The following is a 23,461-nucleotide window of genomic DNA, read 5'->3' as shown; positions in this document are numbered from 1 at the left end:
AAAAAATGAAAAGAAAATTAGGGTGTTGTTTTAATTGGTGTTTTGGCAAAGTGCTATAGACGTTTGATAGGTGGAAGTAGGGCATAAAAAATAACAATGGGTTAAGCAATGACTATCTATTTTCACAAGGGTTAGCGTCACTGAGATATGTTTGGACTAATATTTGCTATGGAAGGTGAACCGCTCATTGCACTTCCTGCTAATAAAAAGTGCATGATGGGCGGTGTGGGGGCTGGAGGTTAGAGACCTCCGGCTACCCGATTAGTTGTTTTTTGCCAACATGGTGATAGCATTTGAGAAATCATCCCCAAAGCCAACCCTTGATATTTCAATTCGTTCATTTAATCCTGTATCGCTTGTGAAGTTTAGGTCTTCATATAAGGCTATTGGCAATTCACGATTGTCTTTGAAACGTTTATCGGGGCCGCCTCGCTTATTGACATACTTCCAAGTTTTATCAACAACCTTTGCATCTCTTGGAACGCTTCCATTTTCAATGAATCTTGTGCTTTCCACTGATATTCTAAGATTCGGATAGCTCACAGCACCAACACCATTTTTTTCAAAGATAAAAACCTTATCAGGAAAGAAATATAGAGTTTGCTTTCCAACTGGAATGGAAGGAACTGTAACATTAGTTTTTACATACGGGGGATTTCCTATGCCCAGCGATATTAAGGTTCGTTTGATTACACTTGTGGCACCGGCATTACGCTTTCGGTCTTTGACAGCACCTTCAGCCTCTACATGCCATTTGCTCGAGGATGACGAAAGCTGTCCGAATGAGTCATGTAATTTCTGGTAGAGGGCTTCTATTTCTGGGTCTAGTTCGAAAAACAGAACTGTTGTTTTCCTTAAGCCATCCTTTATGGATGCAAGAACAGCGAGGGCGACAGTAAGGACTGCTATAACAAGTGCAATGGTTGGTGTTTCAGAGTTCTTAAAAGCGATGAACGTTAAAATAGCTCCAAGCACTGCAATAAATGGCCATATTCTGAACTTTTTCCTTTTGTCATTCATTTCAGTGACAAGATCAGCTGATGATGAATCAACCATCCACGTGATATGGGCGCTTTCTATTTCTTTTAATGGCTCGTGTTCAATCTCGGTGTTGCTTTGCTGAAATTCAGGACTATTTGGTGCCTGACTTCTCCCACCGGTACCAGAGGGTAAAGTTTTCCTGTAATACAAACCTCCCCTTCCCATGTGGACGTAATTACCTCGCGGCCCTGTACCAAAACGAAGCCCTTTAACTCCTGCGGATACGCCTACGACGGATTTAGATAAATTGAACCTGAACGGTCCAACCCTAATGGCTTTGCGAATGTAAAACCCCATCTATGGAACTCCCCTTTTTTGCATCTAACATTTTATAGTGTGCGAAGGGCGGAGCTTTCTACTCCGACCATACTCATATTTATACTTTACACAGTTTTAACAAATTGCCTAAGATATTACTATCACAAAGTTTTCTAATATCTTCAAGTAGAGCTAAATTGGACAATATACGCGCGTCGCTCATATCCTTGAATATGTGAGCACACAACAGTTTGACTAAGCGATTAACTATTATATTTAGCCAATCTCAATGACTATAATTCGATCAAATAACTTAGTTAGCAGAAAGCTAAATAACTTAGGTGTGTATGAGGTTAAGTACTATATTTATCTGCGAGCTTACAGGCACAACTTATCTTTTTATTCACCACAGAGAACACAAAGGCGCTTAGCGCTGCACAGAGTAAAAATTTTTGGACTTTTATTTACTTCTCGGTGAACTCGGTGTGCTCTGTGGTTAATTTCTTTAGTAACTAGCAACCTAACAAACCGCGTTTCAATAATGTAGTCAGGATAGTCAAAATGATGCCAACATGAGATTAAATTAGGTATTTGTCTGGCTCTAACTAGCACAACTTATCTTTTTATTCACCACAGAGAACACCGAGGCGCTTGCGCTGCACAGAGTAAGAATCTTTGAACTCTTATTCACTTCTCGGTGAACTCTGTGGTTAAACTTTTATAGCACCTAGCACCTAGCACCTAGCACCTAGCACCTTGAACCTAGCACCTTGAACCTAGCACCTAGCACCTTGAACCTAGCACCTCAGTCGCGATGTAAAATCGCTGCTACGATTTCTTCAATATCTTGTCTTTAAAGTCGAGTACTTTACCAATACCTGAGCCTAGCTTCATTAAGCTTTGTAGCTGTTCAGGGCTTAAGCGCTGTAGTTCTGAAGACCACTTGGTGACGGTTTCGAGTAGATCATGAATTTCATGCATTTGTTGCTGGGCAAACTTTTCATCATCGTTGGTTGCAGGCTCTAGCAAATTATCTCTGAGTAAACTGAGAGTAGGGTCAATCTCACGCTTTTTACGCTCTTCAAATACGCGGTTTGCCATATCCCAAATACTGCCAGCGGGTGCGTAGTATTCTTTTCTGTCACCTGGAATATGCTGCACTTTAATTAAGCGCCAAGATTGTAATTCTTTGATACCCATACTGACATTACCGCGAGATATACTCAGGGCGTCGGCGATTTCGTTCGCTGTCATTGGCTCTTTGGTTATGATCAATAAACCACACATTTGGCCAATGGTGCGATTAAAACCCCAACGACTGCCCATTTCGCCACAGTGCATTACAAAGGCAAAGTTCTTATCTGATAACGTCATTGCTTCTCAAGTTTCAATAAATAATGAAATTAATGCTAGCACGCTGAATATGTTTAGCAAGATTTACTGAGCAATACGCTGAATTTTCCTTGGCTGAATCAAGCATAGGGGATGACAGTCGTTCAGAACAAGTTATATCACTAAAGTTTGATTTAGATTAATTTTTGCTCATCTAGAGTCGCGTAAGGTGTACACTAATTTACGACAACTAATTTCTTAACAACTACTCAATAAACAACTTCGCAACAACAAGGAACGAGTAATGAAAGCAGCCGTTAATAGTACTTACAAAGGCAAATTAGAAATTTCAGACTTACCCATTCCAACCGTTGGAGTCAATGATGTGTTAGTTAAAATAGCCGCATGTGGTGTGTGTCATACTGATTTACATGCCTGTCATGGTGATTGGCCAGTCAAGCCTAAAATGCCGTTAGTTCCAGGGCATGAAGGTGTTGGAGTGATCGAACAGCTGGGTAGCAATATTACTCATTTAGAAATTGGTGATCGTGTTGGCATTCCTTGGCTATACAGTGCATGTGGTCATTGTGAATTTTGTTTAGAAGGTAAAGAGAGCTTATGTCTTTCACAGCATAATACGGGTTACTCAGTTGATGGTAGTTACGCTGAATATTGCTTAGCCGATGGAAACTATGTTGTAAAGATCCCTGAAAGCTTAGGTTTTTCAGAAGCTGCGCCATTATTTTGTGCCGGTGTGACAACCTATAAAGCGTTAAAAGTGTCAGGTGCAAAGCCTGGAGAATGGGTCGCTATTGTTGGTGTAGGTGGGCTTGGGCATCTTGCGGTGCAATATGCAAAGGCAATGGGCTTTAATGTAATTGCAGTGGATACTGGTGTTGAAAAACTGGCTTTAGCAAAAGAGTTAGGTGCAGATATCACCTTGGACTTTAAAGAATGTGTGCCTAGTGAGGCTATATTTGAGCAGGTAAGGGGCGCACATGCTGTGGTATGTACCGCTGTATCCAAGCCGGGCTTTGAGCAAGCTTATAAGAGTGTTCGCCGTGGTGGAAAATGCGTGTTAGTTGGTCTGCCTCCTGAGGAGATGCCGTTGCCTATTTTTGACACTGTACTCAATGGTGTTTCTGTTGTTGGCTCAATTGTTGGCACACGTAGAGATTTACAAGAATGTTTAGAGTTTGCTGCACAGGGCAAAGTTAAAGCAATTATTGAAGAAAAACGTCTTGAAGATATCAATGACATATTTGACGATATGCTCAAAGGTGAAATTAATGGCCGTATAGTCGTTACTATGTAAAGGTAAAAAAGCGCACAAGCATTTTGTGCGCTTTTACAGCTTATAACTTAAAGCTTATAGCTCAAAGTTAGTTTCGCATTGCGTTCTTCGCCTGGCATACCACCTAAAAACATTGCCTTTGAATAATACACTTTATTAAACAGGTTGTTTAAGTTTAGCTGTAAGCCCCATTTATCAGTGTTATAACTCAGCGCAGCATCATAAATAGTATAGCTTGGTACATAACCATCAGGAATGCCAAATGATGATGCATTGGTACTACGGTCATCCACGTACTTAACACCTGCACTTAGTTTTAGTGGCTGGGCTAGTTCAAACCACTGAGCACTGTATGTTAACCATGTGCTTGCTGTTACATAAGGCACACCTTTTTGACGCGCAGCAAATGTGCTCACATTAGGGTTTTTCTGTTCACGCGCATCTTGATAAACACCATTGATATTCACTTTCCATTGCTCATTTAAATAGGCATTTAAATCAAGCTCAACACCACGGGTTTTTTCTTCACCATCAAAGTAATTTTTTGGGACCGATGGATCTGGCTTTGTATCATCATAGGCAGGGTTTGCATATTCTAAGTTAGTACGTGCGGTATCAAATACCACGAATGAGGCGAGTACCTGATCATCAAAAGCTTTTACTCTTATACCTAAATCAGTACTAAGAGACTGCGCATCATCACGGTCAGCTTCATTGCCTGCAACAGAGCCTAAAACGCTATACGCAGTGCGACCCTTCGAATGGTTTATAAATATAGACAGGTCATCAGTCGGTTTGTATGTCGCACCTAAATTATAGGTTAAACCATTATCAGAGGTACTTGCTTCTGGCGTCGCAGCAGCGGCACTGGCGCGGTAACGTGCATCAACACCTAAATGTTCATATTTTTGAGTAATTTCGTTGTATGCAACACCAATACGGGTTGTGAAGCTGTCATTGATATAAGCAACATGTTGCAGTCCTAAGCCCCATGCTTGCACTTTTTTACTATAATTACTGGTTTTTAGCGGATCATAGTCGCTAAATTGCCCGTCTGACCAAACCGGTGTACGAATATCTAGAATATAGGGTAAAGAGCCTTGATAGGTTATATCGCCATTTTTATCTTTGAGAATATAGTCTTTATCCCAAATAGAATACTGCGTGAAGCGTATATCGCGGTCTTCATAATTTGCATTGACTAAAAATTCGTTTTCTATATCACCTAAACTAAAGTCATAGCGTAAGTCTGCAAAGTATTGCCATGACTTTTCATCGGCTTGTACTTGACGGTATTGTTGACGACGTGCAGCAAATGGGTAGAGCACATCATCTATAACGAGTGGAGCACGAGGGTCTGCATTAATTACTCCTTTACGGTTCCAATATACATAGTTATAGGCACCCGTTTGACGAGAGAAGCTTGACTCATAGTTACGGTATTGTAACTGTTGATTTAAAAATAAATCATCAGTTATGTAGTAATTATGAGTGAGTTTAAAACGCAGTTCTTCACCTTCATTATCTTTTGCCATGGGTGAGATAATACCGCGATGACCAAATTTATACGGGGTTAAACCATCAGACTCCGCAAGTGAATTCGCTAATTGTTGGCGCTGTGCATCAGATAATTGCAGCCCAGCAGTAGTTGGATCATTGACTAAATCATTCGCAGTCACTTGGCCGGCGGTTTTGCCATTTACCGACTGCGCATTATAAATACGGATAGGGTGGCCAACGGAGTCAACAGCAATGGCATCTTTAATATAAGCGGCTGAGATCATAATATTTTGGCGGTCATTAAACACATATTTTAATGCGCCGTAGATTTCATCGCGGTCATCTTTTAAATCACGGTAGCCATCACTACGTGCTGTTTTTGCATTAACTCTGTATGCTAGATTTTCGGTAATTGCATTGGTGCTATCAAAAGAGAGTGAATAGGTGTTCCACTGCCCAACTTCGGCTTGCACTGAGTTTAGAGCTTCAAACTGCGGTTTTTTTTCAATTAAATTTATAACACCGCCAGCGCTGCCCATGCCATATAAACCTGTAGCAGGACCTTTAAGCACTTCAACAGCTTCAACATTGGTTAGCGAGCGTGTAGGGTTAAAGGTATTGCCTAAGCCCGCACCGCCATACATACCATCATAAGTATAATTTGCACCTAATCCACGCACTACTAAATTGTCGCCAATTCCGTAGTTATTACCCGCTTGAGTTACGCCACTAATATTACGCGCTAAATCTTGTAAGTTATCAACGCCTTGCGAGTTGATAAGCTCTTGATCGACGATAACGATAGGGGCCGGAGTTTCCATTAACGACATGTCAGACTTGGTGGCAAGGCCTGAGTTTAATACCACATGGTTTTGTTTTTGATATACCGTTATATGCTCAAGATCCGACTCTTGTGCAGAAACTGCATTAAACGATGCTATGCAGGCGAGCGTAATTAAAGAAAGTTTATGTGATGTCATAAGTTGCTATCATTGAAAATTTTCGCAATGATAATGTGTTGCATTTGTATTTCAAGTGTTAATTACCTAAAAAGAGCAATTATCTAAACTTTATACCTTTGATTTACCCCTTGCTTCCAATGCGTTAGCATCGGCAATATTTTGTTTTCAACTAGCTAGTTGAACCCTTACTTAATAGCGGAGTTCGCGTATCGTATTTTCTTTATTTAGCTATTTGAAATCTGCATACTTGTGCTTACTACTTATACTCAGGGATCATTATGAAAAAATTTAAGTTAACCTTGCTTGTCGCGGGTGTACTCAGCGCTTTGTCGGCGTGTTCAAATACGGCTAATAATAATTTAAACAAGCCACAATCAGCATTAACAAATGAAACTGCCAGCGTAACAACACAACAATTAAATAGCTTGGTTGAGCAGTACTTTGTGGATTCGTTGCAATTTAGCCCTCTTGATGCCACTTACATTGGCTATAACCAATACAACAACCAATTTACAGCACCGATTACCGAGCAAAACCGAGCTCAGCAGCTTGCTTTTTATAAAGATTATCAGCAACGTTTAGCGGCGATTGACCAGCAGCAGTTAACTGGTCAAGCCTTATTAAGTTATGAAATACTGGCACGGGATTTAGCATTAACAATCGAAGGTTTTCAATTCCCGAGTTACTTATTACCAATTGACCAAATGTCTGGCGCTCACAATACGTTTGCAGGCTTTGGATCGGCGCAAAGTGCGCAGCCATTTGCAAGCTATCAAGATTATGAAAATTTCGTCGCGCGTGCTGAAGGTTTTGTAACTTGGTTAAGCAGTGTGCAAGATGCTATGCAGCAAGGGGTAAATGAAGGCATTGTGTTACCAAAGCCATTAGCTGAAAAGTTATTACCGCAATTTCAAGCGCATATAGTTACCAGTGCAGAACAATCTTTATTTTATAGTCCGATAAAACAGCTTCCAGAGCAATTCACAGCAGCGCAAAAGCAACAACTCACTGACCAATATAGTGCACTTATTATGGATAAGTTGGTCCCAGCGTATACAAAAATGAGCGAGTTTTTAGCGACCACTTATATACCAAATAGCCGTGCAACAGTAGGGTATAGCGATTTACCAAATGGTAAAGCATGGTATGAATACCAAATAAAGAAAAACACCACCTTGAGTTTATCTGCAGATGAAATTCATGAAATTGGTTTAAAAGAAGTATCGCGTATCCTTAATGAGATGAAAACAGTAAAGGAAACCGTTGGTTTTAAAGGCAGTTTAAGTGAGTTTTTTACTCATTTACGAGATTCTGAAGAGTTTTATTTTGATACGCCAGAGCAATTAATTGCGGCCTATGAAGCCGTAAAGTTAAAAATTGACGCGCGTGTACCTAAATTATTTAACATTACCCCCAAAGCTGATTACGTTGTAAAAGCGGTTGAGGATTTTCGTGCTGAGTCTGCTGCGGGAGCATCTTATCAATCACCAGCACCGGATGGCTCTCGTCCAGGAATTTTTTATATTAATACCTTTAATTTAAAAGCGCAGCCTAAGTTTCTACTCGAAACATTGTCAATCCATGAAGCAGCCCCAGGACACCATTTTCAAATCGCCTTACAGCAAGAAGTTCAGTCATTACCTGAGTTTCGAAAATTTGGTGGTTACACAGTGTTCGCCGAAGGTTGGGCATTATATGCTGAAAGCCTAGGTAAAGAATTGGGTTTATTTATCGACCCATATATGTGGTATGGCCGTTTATCTGATGAGCAATTACGCGCTATGCGATTAGTGCTCGATACAGGTTTTCATGCTAAAGGCTGGACTCGTCAACAAGGTATTGATTACATGCTGGCTAATTCCTCAATGGCTTTGAGTGATGTTACCGCAGAAGTTGAGCGCTATATAGCTTGGCCAGGACAAGCATTGTCGTATAAATTAGGTCAATTTAAAATTCAAGAACTGCGAGATTATTGTAAACAAGCATTAGGTGATAAATTTGATATTAAAGAGTTTCATACGCAAATTTTAATTGATGGTGCTTTGCCGATGCCAATACTAGAAGCGAAAATTAAACGTTGGGTTGATACGCAGCGCTAACTTTTAAACTGAAATAGCGCAAAGCTGAATGTGGCTTTGCGCGCGGTGCTCAATTAAGCTAAAATGCGCGTTATTAGGGGCACCGAGTTATACCATGTTTGAAAACCAATTTTGGCTTGAGAAATCACTTGAGCAAATGTCACAAAATGAGTGGGAAGCCATTTGCGATGGCTGTGGAAAATGCTGTTTAAATACTTTTATAGACAGCGAAGATGAAGATGAGTTTACCGCCACAGATCAACTTCGCGATGGGGAAGAGCTCATTTTTACTAATATTGTTTGCCAATACTTAGATAATAATACGTGTGGTTGTAGTGAGTATGAAAATCGACAAACATTAGTCCCGTCATGTGTAAAATTAACCAAAGAAAACCTCGACAGCATTTTTTTCATGCCGCAAAGTTGTAGTTACCGTCGTTTGCACGAAGGCCGTGGTTTAGCGTCTTGGCATCCATTAAATAACGGTGGCAGCAAAGAACTAATGCATACCTTGGGTATTTCGGTAAAAGACAAAACAGTAAAAGATTGTGATGTAGCATTAGATGACTTTGATCTGTATGAAGCAGATTGGCCAACGAGGGATTGTGATTAATGGCTGCGAAGATTGGTTTGATCAATCCTAAAAGTCCCTCTAACGTTGGCGCAGTGTTAAGAGCTGCGGGTTGCTATGGGGCTGAACAAGTATTTTTTACTGGCACGCGTTATTTAAATGCTAAAAAGTTTCATACCGACACAAAAAATGTTGTTGAACGCATCCCACTGACTTGCGTTGACGATTTAGCAACAGCAAAGCCCGTAGGTGCGACTGTGGTGGTGATTGAACTAATAGAAGGTGCAACCCCATTGCCTGAGTTTGTTCATCCTGAAAACGCACTTTATATTTTTGGCCCTGAAGATGGCTCAATTAGCAAAGATGTACTGAACTGGTGCGATGAAGTGGTGTATATCCCCACAATCGGTTGTATGAATTTAGCAGCTACCTGTAATGTGGTTCTTTACGATCGACAAGCTAAACTTGGTGGAGTAGAAAGCTCTGATCAAACGATTATTCAAAGCCGCGACACCAATAATAAAATGATATGGCATAAATAGTAAAAACTGAATTGAATAATTGACAAAGGGGCAATTAATGCCCCTTTTTTGTTTATTTCTAAATCTAAAAAAGTTATTACTTTTTAGTAATTTTGATCTCTGAATTAATAGCAATCCCTTCATCTTTTATATCTGTCGCAAAATACACAGACATTGTTTGATTTTTTAATTGTTCAAGTTCTTCTGGGATCACTTGTCCTGTCATTTTAAATACTTCGATGACAGGAGTCATTAATGAGCTGAGGTCAACTGCGGTAGTTAAAAACCCATTCTTTTCAATCACTTGTTCTGATAATTGATTTGCAATAGCCGCTGACTTTTCACCCGTGAATAAAACAATATGCTTTCCTTTTTTTGCTAATCTTATATCAAGGCCAGCAGGTAAAGGATAAGGAATTGCGGCATTGACACTAATTGCATCGCCGTTTTCTGGTATTTCAAGCTCCGCTAATGCGGGTAAAAATCCTTTAGCAGTAAAAAGTAAATTATCAGGATCTGTCGCAGAAAGTGTGACTAGTGCATCTAAAGCTTTTAATTGTGGCATTTGATTAGCATCGGGTTCTAAAACAAGATCTTGAATACTTACACTGACACCTTGAATACCATTAGCCATAGCGGTCATCATTGATAGTGCAGTGAAATCTGCCTCTTGAGTTTGTTGCTGTAATTCAACAAGTGGGGCACACTCAAATTCAGCCTTTTTAAATGTACTAGAAAGTATATTTAAAAGTGGCGGAATTTTTGAAATATCCGCGCCATAAGCAAAGCTTAGCATTTGCCCGTCAAGTTTAGTCGTATGTTCAGGAACAAAACCACGCACAGATTTTAATGTGTTAATAATATCTGTAGCAGTGCTTTGGAAAATAGCATCTGCTTTAAAGTGAGCATCAGAGTTTGTTACTTCTATGTATGTACTACCAGTTACTAATGCAGGCCAATAACTAACAAGATTGGTGATGTCATTTTGGCACTGTGGTGTTCTAGCTACATTAAAAGCATTTGGATCACCCAATTCTTTTAATAGTTCATCAAGCATTTCACCTAGGCGTGATGGTGTTTTGGCGGTAATAGCATTAGCAATCTCAACATGGTCTACATACGCAATAGAGTGGCCATCAAATGAATAATTGGTAATATAGTTTTCAAGTTTAGCGGTTTGCGTTAATGATTTTGTTGGTTTATCAATTGCTAAAGCAAGACGTAAATCTTTAATTGTATTAAGTTTTGTATCAAACGTGATGGTAGCCCAGTTATCTTTTACAGACACAATTAGGTTTAATGTAATATCATTTTCAAGTACCAAAGGATACGTGTTGTAGTCAACACCTTCGATAGTTTGTGTTGTGAAGTTAATTCCCGCTTTATCAGCTGAGCGATTAATTGTATTAAATAAAGCTGTTTCATCTTCCAGTTGATAGCGTAATACTGGCATTAGACCAATTGTATAGGCTAGAGCTTTATAATCATCGGCGAGTCCCCAAGTTACTTTTAGTGCTTCATAAGATGCCAATGATGTTTGATATTGATCTAATAGAGACGCTAAAAACTGTGCATTGTTATCGTTACTTGTCGCTAAACTTTCGATCAATGGCGTAAAATCATCTGCACCTTTCATTTGATCTGGAATCAAATTGAAATATTTACTATAGGGAAATGGTTTTAGCTGGCCATAAAATAAAGCAGTATCAGCAGGGACGTAATCAAGTTGAGCAAGTTCTAATGAAGCCGATGAACTGTCAGTTTGTGTATAGATTATTGCACCCGCAGCAACAGCAATTGCGCAACCAGCAAGTAGTTTGATGTTCATTTGGAAATTCCTTTTTTGTACCAAGCAGTACGTTCTGAGTATGTTTTATAAATAACGATATCATAAATGTGCGTATCCTAGCTAGGAGAAACTCTATGAGTATTGGCTTTAGTGAGGGCGCGGTTTTATATTTAATTATTAACTTTTACTGCGATAAATCAGCAACGTTGGTAAAGATGCAAATGTATAGTTAAATAAAATAGCTGGAACGATCCAGGCATTAGTTTGTGATCTTTTTATTGGAGTGTGTAGAATCACGTTCAACTTGTTAATGGAGTGAAAATTACGTGAGTGAAATAAATACAAATAAAACGTTTGTCACTGAGCTGTCGCAGCAAAATAATAATTACCTGTTACCTTTGACTGCAATGACAGCTCTATTCTTTTTATGGGGCTTTATTACAGTACTAAATGATGTACTGATCCCGCGTTTAAAAGGGGTGTTTGATCTTAGTTATACTGAAGCGATGTTAGTGCAGTTCTGCTTCTTTGGTGCTTACTTTATTGTTTCTTTACCGGCGGGGCTATTGGTTAAGAAATTTGGTTATAAAAATGGTGTGCTTAGCGGTCTTATTGTGGCTTCTATCGGCTGTATGTTATTTTATCCTGCTGTGGTCGTACATGAATATTGGTTATTTTTAACCGCATTATTTGTACTAGCCAGTGGTATTACCATTTTACAAGTATCTGCTAACCCTTACGTTGTGGCACTTGGGCCTGAAAAAACAGCTTCGTCACGATTAAATTTAGCACAAGCGCTTAATTCATTAGGAACGACTATAGGGCCGTATGTTGGTGGCATTTTGTTCTTTGGTGCAGCAGGCACATTGACTGCATCTGCGGCGACAGCAGAGTCAGTAAAAATCCCGTATTTAATGCTTGCTGCTGCACTGCTTACGATTGCTGCCGTGTTTGCATTTTTAAAACTACCAGAAATCAAATCACACAAAGAAGAACTCGATTGCAAAGCAAAAGATCACTCTTTAACGCAAGCTCCTCATTTAGTTATGGGGGTATTAGGTATCTTTTGTTATGTTGGTGGTGAAGTGGCAATAGGCAGCTTTTTAGTTAACTTTTTTGGTGAAGCTCATATTGCGGGGCTCGAAGAGCATGCTGCTGCCGCATTAATTGCCTATTACTGGGGCGGGGCGATGGTAGGGCGTTTTATTGGCTTTGCAGCATTACAAAAAATTGCGGCTTCAAAAGCAATTGCTTTTAACGCATTTGCGGTGATCGCGTTACTTTTAATTACTGTATTTACTGATGGTAACGTTGCTCTGTATGCTGTGCTGTCGATTGGTTTATTTAATTCTATTTTGTTTCCGACAATTTTCTCAGTCGCTATTCAAGGGCTAGGTTCATTAACCAGTAAAGGATCTGGTTGGCTTTGTTTAGCGATTGTTGGTGGTGCATTAGTACCGTTAATTCAAGGCGTTGTTGCTGATGCAATGAATATTCAAGTTAGTTTTATTATCCCAGCACTTTGCTATTGTTTTATCGCTTGGTACGGGTTGAATGTTGTAAAACTTGCGAGCAAGTGGCAACAAAAAATAAACTAATCTAATAGAAAAGCTCTTTATTCAGATAAATGCATTTGCAATACTGTAAATGCATTCACCTCCTTATTATTCCCGCTGAATACGTATTCAATAGACATTGCTTATAAATGTAATTGGAATGTTCCAATTTGAGTTTGTTACTTCTTTGATGCAATTATGAACTTGTTTGTCTTTAAGTTGATATTATTTATAAAGTTGCTGGTCTTGCTGCTGATGAGTTTTTAGCTATATTGCAAAGTGAGCAACTTGAACAGGCAGAGCTAGCGTATGTTCAGCAGTTACCTGTGCAGGGTTTTCCATCGTTAGTTCTTTGTCATATACAGCAGTACTTTGCTATTGCCGTAAACTATACCAACAGAAAATGCTCCGATCAGCACCATTCATCGCATACTTGCTGATTAATTTATTTAATCGCACTTCACTCATCATCAAAGCGTACACGCTTGTTAAATATTAAAAACTATTGCTTTATCTAACGTAAAAAGCTGTATTTATGGCAGTTGTCATAAAAAGGACTTTTTAGCGCAACACCTCTGTCATTTTTCACCTATAGAATCTCGTTCATTGATATTAAGCAACTAGCAAATCCGCTAATTTAACGAGTAAAGGTGTATGCGATGAAAGGCGTTAAACCATTGATATTAGCTAGTATTGTAGCCATGAGTGCAACAGTGCAAGCCAATGATTTAAATAAGGTTATCGATAAAAGCAGTGAAATTAACCAATCAGCTGCGCAATCACAAACAAAAATAGACAAGATTGCAGACTCAATGCAGGGGCGTTTACAACAGTTTAAAACCCTCAATAAAGAAATTGATGGTTTAACGGTTTATAACGCACAACTAAGCAAACAGCTTAGTAACCAAATGAGTGAAATGGAAGCCATTAATTTATCAATGGATCAAGTGTCTATTATTGAACGTCAAATTACCCCATTAATGCTACGCATGATCACCGGCCTTGAGCAATTTGTTGCGCTTGATGTGCCATTTTTAACCGATGAACGTGAAAAGCGTTTAGCGTCATTAAAAGACATGATGAACCGTGCTGACATTAATTCAAGTGAAAAATTCCGCCGTGTTTTAGAAGCGTACCAAGTTGAAGTTGATTACGGCCGTACCATCGAAGCCTATACCGCGTTATTAGATGTTGATGGTCAAGAGCGTGAAGTCGATTTCTTACGCATTGGTCGTTTAGAGCTTATTTACCTTACTCGCGATGGTAAAAAAGCAGGCTCATGGGATACAACAAGCAAACAGTTTGTTGCGCTGGATGACTCAACAATCAGCCAAATTAGTAAAGGTTTACGTATTGCACGTAAGCAACTTGCCCCAGATATGTTAACACTGCCAGTACACGCTGCGGATTAAGAGGTTAAAATGAAACTTTTTACAAAAATGACCAAAATTGCTTTATTTGGTGCCACCCTTGGTTTTGCGGGCAACAGCTTTGCTGCTGAAGCAATGGATTTAGACTCGTTATTAAAAACACTTGAGCAAGGTAAAACACAGCAATCAGCACAAAATAAACAACGCGAGCAAGAATTTGCTGCACGTCAAAATGAACAAGTGCAAATGCTTAAAAACAGCCAAGCAAAACGTAACCAAATGTTGGTTGAGTCTGAGCGTCTTGAAACACAGTTTGAAGAAAATGAAGTAAAACTTGCCAACCTAACCGATACACTATCTAAGCGTATGGGTTCATTGAAAGAACTTTTTGGTGTACTGCAACAAGTGGCTGGCGATTCAAGTAATAAATTTGCAACGTCAGTAGTGTCTGCACAACTGCCTGGTCGTGGTGCTTTTATGGATGAATTGGCTCAAAAAATGGGCTCGACTTCTAAACTTGCATCAATCGAAGACATTGAAAAAGTATGGTTTGAACTGCAACGCGAAATGACTGAGCAAGGTAAGGTGTCACGTTTTACAACAGATGTTATTGTAGAAGGTGGCAACAAAGCTAAGCAAGAAGTTATGCGAGTGGGTGCATTTAACTTAATTTCAGAAGGTAAGTACCTTGATTATAACACCAGCACCAATACGTTAAGCGAGCTTACTCGTCAGCCTGTTGGCCGTTACACCTCAACGGCGAGTGATTTACAACAAGCTAAATCAGGCACTGTACAATTTTCGCTTGACCCAACCGGTGGCTCTATCCTTGGTTTATTAGTACAAGCACCTGATACTTCAGAGCAAGTACATCAAGGTGGTGCGGTAGGTTACGTTATTTTAGGCGTTGGCTTACTGGCTTTAATTATCGCTATTGAACGGTTTGTTTCACTGATGCTAATGGGCAGCAAAATCCGTCGTCAACTTAAAGACTCGGTGCCACGTGATGACAATCCACTTGGTCGTGTAATGAAAGTCAAAGATCAATACCCAGATGTAGCATACGACACCTTAGAGCTTAAATTAAGTGAAGCGATTTTACGTGAAATGCCAAAAATCACCCGCAACTTAACGCTCATTAAGATTATCTCGGTCGTTGCTCCATTGTTAGGTCTACTTGGTACGGTAACCGGTATGATCAATACTTTCCAAGCAATCACCTTGTTTGGAACAGGTGACCCTAAATTAATGGCTGGTGGTATTTCACAAGCGCTTGTTACTACGGTACTTGGCCTGGTTGTGGCAATCCCAACGGTATTTTTATACACCTTATTGAATACCCGCTCTAAAAACTTGCTACTTATTTTGCAAGAACAAAGCGCAGGTATTATCGCTGAGCGTAGCGAAAAGGGAGCATAACCCATGGTGCTATTGATTGACTCAATCAATGCTATCCGTGATTTTCTCGACACTGGTGGCCAAGTTCTATTGGTCATCGGAGTGTTAATCTTCGCGATGTGGTTATTGATACTCGAGCGATTTATTTATTTTTTTAATGGTTTTCGTAGTTACAAACATGTCATTAAAAGTAGTTGGACAGGGCGCGATGAGCGTAATAGCTGGAACGCTGAGCAAATCCGCCAAGCTACTATTTCACGCGCTGGGATGAAGTTAAACAACAACTTAGCGCTGATCAATGTGATGGTTGCCTTGTGTCCGCTGCTGGGGTTACTCGGTACGGTAACAGGTATGATAGAAGTGTTTGATGTGATGGCGATTACCGGAACGGGCAGTGCGCGTTCAATGGCATCAGGTGTGTCGAAAGCGACTATCCCGACAATGGCAGGCATGGTTGGTGCGTTATCTGGTGTATTTGCTTCTACATACTTACAACGCAAAGCAAAGCGCGAAGTCGCCCTACTTGAAGACAGCATGGTTTTAGACCATTAAACAACAATTTTTAGTATGTGGCGAAAGCCACATACAATCAGGAGAATAAAATGAGAGCCCCATTAGGAAGCCTTTTTCAAGAAGATGAAGCAGAAGAAATAAACATGACCCCGATGCTTGATGTTGTGTTCATCATGCTTATTTTCTTCATTGTAACCGCCTCTTTTGTTAAAGAGTCAGGTATCGATGTGAATCGCCCAGAAGCAGCAACAGCCGTTAAGAAAGAGCGTGCAAATATTCTAGTTGCGATTTCAGATCAAGGTGATATTTGGATCAATAAACGCCAAATCGATGTGCGTGCTGTGCAAGCAAACATTGAGCGTTTAAAAGCAGAAAACCCCCAAGGTAGTGTGGTTATTCAAGCGGATAAAAAAGCCACCACAGACACCCTTATTAAAGTGATGGATGCAGCACGCGCCGCAGGTGTATTTGATGTGTCTATCGCGGCACAAGAAGCCTAAGGAAGCCATAATGCGTTATTTAGTAGCATTATTAGTTGCCGGTGTTGTGACTTTTATGTTGTTTTTGGGCATGCAGGCGCTTATCACCGGTGGTGAAGGGGCGATGACTGAGCCAGCTAAAGGGAATGTACTTGATTTTGTAAGGCTTAAAAAAGAAGAAACAGTACAAAAGAAAGAGCGTAAACCACAAAAGCCACCAACACCAAAAGAGCCACCACCGCCAATGGAATCACCGCAAATGCAAAATAGTGATCCAAATGCAGCAGCGTCTAACTTTGACTTTGGTGCCAGTGTGGATGCTGACGTTAGTCTTAGTGGTGGTCTAGCTCTTGACTCTAGTGACGGTGAATATCTACCGATTGTAAAAGTGGCACCTGTTTACCCGCGTCGAGCATTGTCACGGGGCATTGAAGGCTATGTGATTGTTGAGTTTACAGTGACTAAGCAAGGTACCGTTCGTGATGCAAAGGTAGTAAAAGCTGAGCCCGAATCATTGTTTGATCAAGCAGCCATGGATGCCGCACTTAAATTTAAATACAAACCTCGCGTAGTAGACGGCGAAGCTGTTGAAGTTGCGGGTGTACAGAATAAAATTTCTTTCCAAATAAATGGTTAGCACTGAATAAATGGATAGAGAAACGAGGCGATTATGAAATTATTAAAAACAGCATTATTTTGCTCGTTAGCACTTAGTGCTAGTGTTACTTTACCAAGCGTAGTAAGTATGTTGCCAGGTGTTAATTTAGCAACGGCCTATGCAGAGGAAGTAAAAACAAAGCGTGTGCCGGCACTGCGTGAAAAAGTATATAGCCAATTAGCTCGTGCGCAAAAATTAGCTGATGATGGTGATGCAAAAGCTGGCCTTGCTGCACTTGATAATATTAATGAACGTTCATCCAGTATGAACTCGTATGAAAAAGCCATGATGTATAATTTTTATGGTTTTATTTATTACAATGAGAATGACTTAGCAAAAGCGATCGCATCGTTTGAAAAAGTCGTTGCTGAAGAAGAGATCCCTGAGTCATTACGATTAAGCACCAGCTTTAGTTTAGCGCAGCTTGCAATGGCGAATAGCGATTACAACAAAGTGTTAGACTTTTTAGCGCAATGGGATGAAATCAATACTAAGCCTAAAACAGATGCGTATTATGTGCTTAAGTCGCAAGCTTACTATCAGCTAAAAGATTACCAAAATGGTATTGATAACATTAACTTGGCTATCGCGCAAAGTGATAGTGAAGGCAAAGAGCCAAAAGAGAACTGGTTAGTGTTACTGCGTGCTATGTATTATTCACTTAATCAAACTGACAATGTAGTTGCTGTACTTGAACGTATGGTCAAACTTTACAATAAGCCTGAGTATTGGGTGCAACTCGGTGGTATGTATGGCGAAACAGGTAAAGAAAAGCAGCAGTTAGCAATACTCGAAGCCGCTTACCAGCAAGGTTTTTTGACTTCTAAATCAGACTTGCGTCAACTTGCACAAGTTTATTTATACAATGGTTTAGCCTTTAAAGCTGCCGGTGTGATGAGTAAAGCTGTTGCATCTGGTATTGCGGAAAAGTCAGCTAAAAATTACGCATTCATAGCTGAAGCTATGATACAAGCAAAAGAAGATGAAAAATCTGTTAGTTATTTTGCAAAAGCAGCTGATCTTTCTAGCCATGGAAAGTACGAGCAACGGTTAGCCGAAGTGTATGTGAATCTTGAAAAGTATGAAGATGCAGCTGACGCAGCGCGTAAAGCGCTTGATAAAGGTTCACTAGATTTTGAATCAAATGCTTATGTTGCTTTAGGTATGGCACAATATAATTTACAAAACTTTGACGCGTCTATTTTAGCATTCGAACAAGCCGAGAAGCATAAAAAATCGCAGCGACTCGCCGAGCAATGGATCAAATACGTGAAGCGTGAAAAATTGCATGCAGAAACATTACGCACCGCTTTATTATAAGTAAATATGCGTTAAAAACGCCATTTTAACTTCAACGATTTTATTAAAAAACTCGTTTTATAATCGCAACACCAAAACCGCCTCAGGGCGGTTTTTTTCGTTCTAAATATCCCTAACAAATTGTTATTTAAATAAATTATATTGTCACTTTATGTTTATTAAAGTGTAACTGTAATGTCATACAGCTCCCGTATTGTAGTGCTCGTTCTAAAGCTCAAGTGACCTTAAAGCATGGTTTTCGTGTTTTAAAGTGACTTGAGTTTTACTTAATGCGCTAACAAAATAATTAAATACTTTAACGGAGTGAATAATGAAATTATCTGGTTTATTTAAGGTCAGCCTTGTGGCTACTGCAATTACACTCGCTGGCTGTGGCGGTGGTGATATTAATGTTACACCAACAACAGTTGATAACAGTGTAGATAATAGTGTAGACAACTCAGTGACTAACCCAGGTGGTGATGATGGTGGTGATGCATTAAGTTGCGCTACGTACACATTAGATGGAGCTACATTTACAGGTGAAGCTAAAGGGACTAACTGTGTTTACAGTCAAGCATTTGCAAGTAATGCAAAAGAAATTACCAGTTCTTTTGTTATCCCTGCATTAGGCAATGGCGGCGCACATGTATTTGAAGGTGCATTATTTATTGGTGATGATGTAGATACATCAACTGGCGCTACAATTGATGGTAATGGCCCTACACTGTCTATTGAAGCTGGAGCGACAATTGCTTTTACCAAGCCTGAGAGTTTTATTCGTATTGCACGCGGTGCAAATATTGAAGCAATTGGTGAAGTAGATAAGCCAATTATTTTCACAAGCATTAAAGAAGTTGATGGTGATGATTCAACAACTGCTCAAATTGGTGATTGGGGTGGCGTTCAGGTAAATGGTCGAGGTCATTCTATCCGTTGTACAGCTGCGGCTGCTGCACAAGATATGTGTAACCACGCTGCTGAAGGTATTGTATCGTATTACGGTGGTAATGATCCGCAAGATAGCAGCGGTATCCTTAAGCATATAGTTATTAAATATGCGGGTTTTGGTGTTGAAGGTGATGAACTCAATGGTTTAACCCTTAATGCTGTCGGTTCAAGCACAACGATTGATTATGTGCATGTTCATAATGGTTTTGATGATGGTATAGAGCTTTTTGGTGGTAGCGTTAACCTCAAACATATTGTTATCACTGATACAGGTGATGACGGTATTGACTGGGATGAGGGTTGGAAAGGCTATGGACAATATATTCTTGTCCGTTCAAATGAATATGGAAATCATGGCTTTGAAACAGATGGTGCAAAGGTCGATCCATTATCTGCAGACGCACAAGATTTAGTGACAACTGTTTCTAACCCAACAATTGCTAATGCAACCGTTGTTACTACTGGTGACCAAGGTGCTGAAGGGCGTCGTACTGGTGCCGGTATGGAAATGAAAGAATGGGGTAAAGCGCAATTAGCTAATATGTTGTTTGTAAACTCATCATCTGTAGATGGTGCTGGCTGTTTTGATTTATATAATGAAAAAGATAAATCAGGGGATGCAGGTGTGCATGCAAATGCAAATAACGGTGATATCGCATTTATGAGTTCAATATTTGCGTGTGGTAAGAATTTTGAAGACGTAAATACTCCTTTAACAGGCGCGTTAGCAAGTTTTGATATAAATACCTGGTTTACTGGTGGCGAGAATAACCAGTTAATTGGTTTTGCTGATTTTGCAAATGTACTTGGTGCTGATGGTGTTTCAACAGCAGCAACTATTACAGATTCACAAGGTACTGCGGTAGCTACAACAGCTAAAGACATGAGTGAAGTTGACTCTTTCTTTACTAACGCAGGTTATATTGGTGCACTTAAAGAAGGTGAATCAAGTGAATGGGCTGATTTTGTTGCCGCATCTTTACAACGCGCTAGTAATTAATCTAGACCGGCTCTAATTATAAGGCGCTATGGCGCCTTTTTTAAGGGAATTTTAGGTTTAGAGGATATAAATATGAAACATCAAAAGCAGTTTAAAACCAATCTAATAACGTTATCTCTGCTCTCCCTTTTTTCTTCATTTCATTCTTTCGCTGATCAGGCACAAGAAATAATTAATGAAGACGCGATAGAAGAAGTTGTTGCTACTGGTACACGCCTTAAAGGAAGTGCCAGTGCGGTAATTGATGAACGTAAAAATCAGGCATTTGTTGCTGATATAATGGGTTCAGAGCAAATATCTAGAACGGGTGATAGCGATGCCGCTTCAGCACTTCGCCGTGTTACAGGCTTATCATTAGTTAATGATAAGTTTATCTATGTACGCGGTTTAGGTGAGCGTTATTCAAGCGTACGTTTAAATGGCGCGATAGTACCAAGCCCAGATCTAACACGAAATGTAATTCCACTTGATATCTTCCCATCAAGTATTATTGAATCCCTGGCTGTGCAAAAAGCCTATTCACCTAATATGCCAGCGGCTTTTGGTGGTGGTGATGTTAATATCAGAACCAAGAGCATTCCAACTGATACTTTATTTAAAGTTGAAATTGGTGCCAGTTATAAAGATACAAACGACGAAGGCTATACATATAATGGCGGCGGTGATGACTGGTTAGGTAAAGATGATGGTACACGCGCATTATCTGGTTCGGTTAAGGCTGCGCTAAATACCTATATCAATGGCTTGTCTGATATCTCATACAGAAATATAAGAGATGTTGAGTCAAGACGTCAGGGGGCTGATATTGGTCAAGCAGCTGCAATAGACTTAAATAAAAGTTTATCAAAAGCACTACCAAGAGATTTTGGCTTAGAAAAAGAAAGCTTAAACCCTGATGCAGGCATTAAAGCTGTTTATGGCGACCGATTTGATAACTTATTTGGTTTAGATGGCTCTTTTGGTTTCTTAGCATCAGTTGCTTATGAAAATGAATGGTCTAATGCAGAGAAGTTTAGCGCAGTACTTTCTTCTGTTGACGCATCTGAGTCCTCATGTTCACAAGATGACTTTACTTGTTACTCTGCCACAGAGAAAGAAGTATCAACAAAGCATAATATAAAATTAAATAGCTCTCTAAATTTAGGTTATAAAATTGGCGGCCATGATTTAACAGCCACCTATATGATGCTACGAGATACTGAAGATGAAGCTTCTGTTGCGCTTTACCAAGAGCCTTCAAAGTCATTAAGTATTGATGCTGGGCAGTTGCAGCGTAGCCACTTAACCTCTTTTGAGGAACGGGAACTTGAAATACTTCAGCTTCGTGGCATGCACAATTTAGAGTGGGGTTTTCTTGAAGGTGTAGGCGTAGATTGGCAATATACTGACTCAACAGCAACAACAAGTATACCAGGTGAGCTTGAAGTAACGGTTCGTGATGAGTACTTAGATGGCAAATATCAACGTACTTTTTACAATGGTAGCTTAGGTGGTAATCCTTATTTGTATCGATTTGTTGAGCTAGAAGACGATGTCGAAAACTGGGGCGTTAATGTAAACAAAGTTTTTTACTTTGATAACGCAGAAGTAGAAATTGCTGGTGGTGGTTACTTTGTTGAAAAAACACGTGATTACCGCACAGACTTTTTTAACTATCGCTTTAGCCAAACTCAGTCTTTAGATCTAGCACAAAGTGAAGACGATGCACTGTCAATCGGTAGTTTTTTTGCTAACGATGCTGTGATTGATTCAACGGATGTCGAGTTATTGTTCCAAGAGCCAACAGCTGATGATTACTTAGCAGCGCAAATGATTGACGCTTATTACGGCTCTTTTGACGTAACGTTTGCTCAAGATTGGCGTTTAAGTGGTGGTGTGCGTTACGAGGACTTCCGTCAAGTTGCGCTTGCTTTTTCTCGTTCAGCATTCGATCCTGCTTTACTGGCTGATAAATTAAGTGCAGATGCGATAGAACAAGCAAGTGTGATGGAAGATGAGTATTTTACTTCGTTATCTATGACATATAGTCAGCAATCGTATCAAGTTCGTTTTGGTTATGGCAGCACGGTTGTACGTCCAGATTTACGAGAGCTAAGCCCTGTTCAATTCCAAGATCCGCTGACTGGTTATCGAACTCTTGGTAACCCATTCTTAGAATCTAGCTACTTAGATAACTTTGATGCACGTATCGAATTTTATATGGATAATGGCGATAATTACTCAGTTGGCGCATTCTATAAAGATATTGATAAACCAATCGAAGCACTATTAACTGAAAGCGACGGCCGCTTTACTCTGCAATTTGACAATGCGGGTACAGCCTATGTTTACGGTATTGAAGCAGAATGGTTAACTGAACTGCACAGTGATTTATTAGGAGGTGCTTTTTTTACTTCTGGTAACTTAACGCTTAGTGATTCAGAAGTTGAAATTGCAGAAGAACAGCGCGGCGATCTCACTAACCTTAAGCGACGTATGACGGGGCATTCAAAGTATGTTGCCAACTTACAATTGAATTACGATTCACATGATGGCATGCATCAAGCCTCTGTTATCTACAATGTATTTGGTGATCGTATTTTAGCTGCGGGTGTTAATAACTTTGATGATGCTTACGAACAACCTGTAAACTCGTTAGACATGGTTTATAGTTATTACCCAACGTTTAATACCACACTAACTTTTAAAGTGAAAAACATGTTGGGACAAAATTTTGAAGTAGAACAAAATGATGTGCTAATTCGTTCTCAAGAAACGCCTAGAGAATTAAGTGTGAGCTTTAGTTACGAGTTTTAACACTTGGGAATAAATGGCAGTTGCAGTAAGCTATTAAAAAGCCCTACTAAGAGTAGGGCTTTTTATTAACTTGTACTTATAAATTTAATGAAAAA

Annotated in this window: 17 protein-coding genes; 13 read left to right on the top strand and 4 right to left on the bottom strand. The window is 39.7% G+C overall.

Translation table 11 applies throughout. From position 1 onward, the window contains the following. Positions 1-261: 261 nt before the first annotated feature. Positions 262-1,338, bottom strand: coding sequence for a DUF4236 domain-containing protein (locus J7338_RS18040; RefSeq protein WP_210798345.1), 1,077 nt, complete (start codon positions 1,336-1,338; stop codon positions 262-264). Between the two features lie 789 nt (positions 1,339-2,127). Next, complete coding sequence (locus J7338_RS18035; RefSeq protein ID WP_169018523.1) at positions 2,128-2,673, bottom strand: GbsR/MarR family transcriptional regulator; 546 nt, start codon at positions 2,671-2,673, stop codon at positions 2,128-2,130. Positions 2,674-2,935: 262 nt separating this feature from the next. Between J7338_RS18035 and adhP the strand changes: the two genes are divergently transcribed. Then, entirely contained in the window at positions 2,936-3,946 is a 1,011-nt protein-coding gene (adhP, locus tag J7338_RS18030) for an alcohol dehydrogenase AdhP (protein ID WP_210798344.1), read from the top strand. Positions 3,947-3,993: 47 nt separating this feature from the next. On the opposite strand, the gene J7338_RS18025 is transcribed toward adhP, so the two are convergent. Beyond that, positions 3,994-6,405 carry a TonB-dependent receptor gene (locus tag J7338_RS18025; protein ID WP_210798343.1) on the bottom strand — a complete coding sequence of 804 codons (2,412 nt, stop codon included), beginning with the start codon at positions 6,403-6,405 and terminating at the stop codon, positions 3,994-3,996. Between the two features lie 260 nt (positions 6,406-6,665). Between J7338_RS18025 and J7338_RS18020 the strand changes: the two genes are divergently transcribed. The 3 genes from J7338_RS18020 to J7338_RS18010 all read left to right on the top strand — a co-directional run bounded on the left by J7338_RS18020 (position 6,666) and on the right by J7338_RS18010 (position 9,578). Next, a complete protein-coding gene (locus tag J7338_RS18020; RefSeq protein WP_210798342.1) occupies positions 6,666-8,486 on the top strand; it encodes a DUF885 domain-containing protein in 1,821 nt (606 codons plus the stop codon). Positions 8,487-8,580: 94 nt separating this feature from the next. Further along, complete coding sequence (locus J7338_RS18015) at positions 8,581-9,078, top strand: YcgN family cysteine cluster protein (RefSeq protein WP_149980241.1); 498 nt, start codon at positions 8,581-8,583, stop codon at positions 9,076-9,078. Then, positions 9,078-9,578, top strand: coding sequence for an RNA methyltransferase (locus J7338_RS18010; protein WP_210798341.1), 501 nt, complete (start codon positions 9,078-9,080; stop codon positions 9,576-9,578). The genes J7338_RS18015 and J7338_RS18010 overlap by 1 nt, the downstream gene beginning before the upstream one ends. Positions 9,579-9,654: 76 nt before the next feature. On the opposite strand, the gene J7338_RS18005 is transcribed toward J7338_RS18010, so the two are convergent. Then, positions 9,655-11,385 (bottom strand): hypothetical protein, encoded by a 1,731-nt coding sequence (locus J7338_RS18005; protein WP_210798340.1) that lies wholly within the window; start codon positions 11,383-11,385, stop codon positions 9,655-9,657. Between the two features lie 287 nt (positions 11,386-11,672). Here J7338_RS18005 and J7338_RS18000 point away from each other — a divergent pair, with 287 nt between their 5' ends. From J7338_RS18000 to J7338_RS17960, 9 genes are all read left to right on the top strand, one after another. Beyond that, on the top strand, positions 11,673-12,944 hold the full coding sequence (locus tag J7338_RS18000; protein ID WP_210798339.1) for a sugar MFS transporter: 1,272 nt from the start codon (positions 11,673-11,675) through the stop codon (positions 12,942-12,944). Positions 12,945-13,561: 617 nt separating this feature from the next. Further along, positions 13,562-14,314 (top strand): DUF3450 domain-containing protein, encoded by a 753-nt coding sequence (locus tag J7338_RS17995; protein WP_149980246.1) that lies wholly within the window; start codon positions 13,562-13,564, stop codon positions 14,312-14,314. A gap of 9 nt (positions 14,315-14,323) precedes the next feature. Then, positions 14,324-15,691: a MotA/TolQ/ExbB proton channel family protein gene (locus tag J7338_RS17990; RefSeq protein ID WP_210798338.1), complete on the top strand. Its 1,368-nt coding sequence runs from the start codon at positions 14,324-14,326 to the stop codon at positions 15,689-15,691. 3 nt (positions 15,692-15,694) lie between these two features. Continuing rightward, complete coding sequence (locus J7338_RS17985; protein ID WP_210798337.1) at positions 15,695-16,222, top strand: MotA/TolQ/ExbB proton channel family protein; 528 nt, start codon at positions 15,695-15,697, stop codon at positions 16,220-16,222. A gap of 50 nt (positions 16,223-16,272) precedes the next feature. Beyond that, positions 16,273-16,683: an ExbD/TolR family protein gene (locus tag J7338_RS17980; RefSeq protein ID WP_210798336.1), complete on the top strand. Its 411-nt coding sequence runs from the start codon at positions 16,273-16,275 to the stop codon at positions 16,681-16,683. A 10-nt stretch (positions 16,684-16,693) separates the two neighbouring features. Next, positions 16,694-17,299 carry an energy transducer TonB gene (locus J7338_RS17975; RefSeq protein WP_210798335.1) on the top strand — a complete coding sequence of 202 codons (606 nt, stop codon included), beginning with the start codon at positions 16,694-16,696 and terminating at the stop codon, positions 17,297-17,299. Positions 17,300-17,332: 33 nt separating this feature from the next. After that, positions 17,333-18,640 (top strand): tetratricopeptide repeat protein, encoded by a 1,308-nt coding sequence (locus J7338_RS17970; RefSeq protein ID WP_210798334.1) that lies wholly within the window; start codon positions 17,333-17,335, stop codon positions 18,638-18,640. A 310-nt stretch (positions 18,641-18,950) separates the two neighbouring features. Then, positions 18,951-20,570 carry a hypothetical protein gene (locus J7338_RS17965; RefSeq protein ID WP_210798333.1) on the top strand — a complete coding sequence of 540 codons (1,620 nt, stop codon included), beginning with the start codon at positions 18,951-18,953 and terminating at the stop codon, positions 20,568-20,570. 72 nt (positions 20,571-20,642) lie between these two features. Then, positions 20,643-23,366 carry a TonB-dependent receptor domain-containing protein gene (locus tag J7338_RS17960; RefSeq protein ID WP_210798332.1) on the top strand — a complete coding sequence of 908 codons (2,724 nt, stop codon included), beginning with the start codon at positions 20,643-20,645 and terminating at the stop codon, positions 23,364-23,366. The last annotated feature ends 95 nt before the right edge of the window (positions 23,367-23,461 follow it).

The organism is Pseudoalteromonas ostreae (assembly GCF_018069805.1).
Lineage (GTDB): Bacteria > Pseudomonadota > Gammaproteobacteria > Enterobacterales > Alteromonadaceae > Pseudoalteromonas > Pseudoalteromonas ostreae.
The sequence above is the reverse complement of the archived record's forward strand: the minus strand, read 5'-3'. Positions and strand labels throughout refer to the sequence as shown.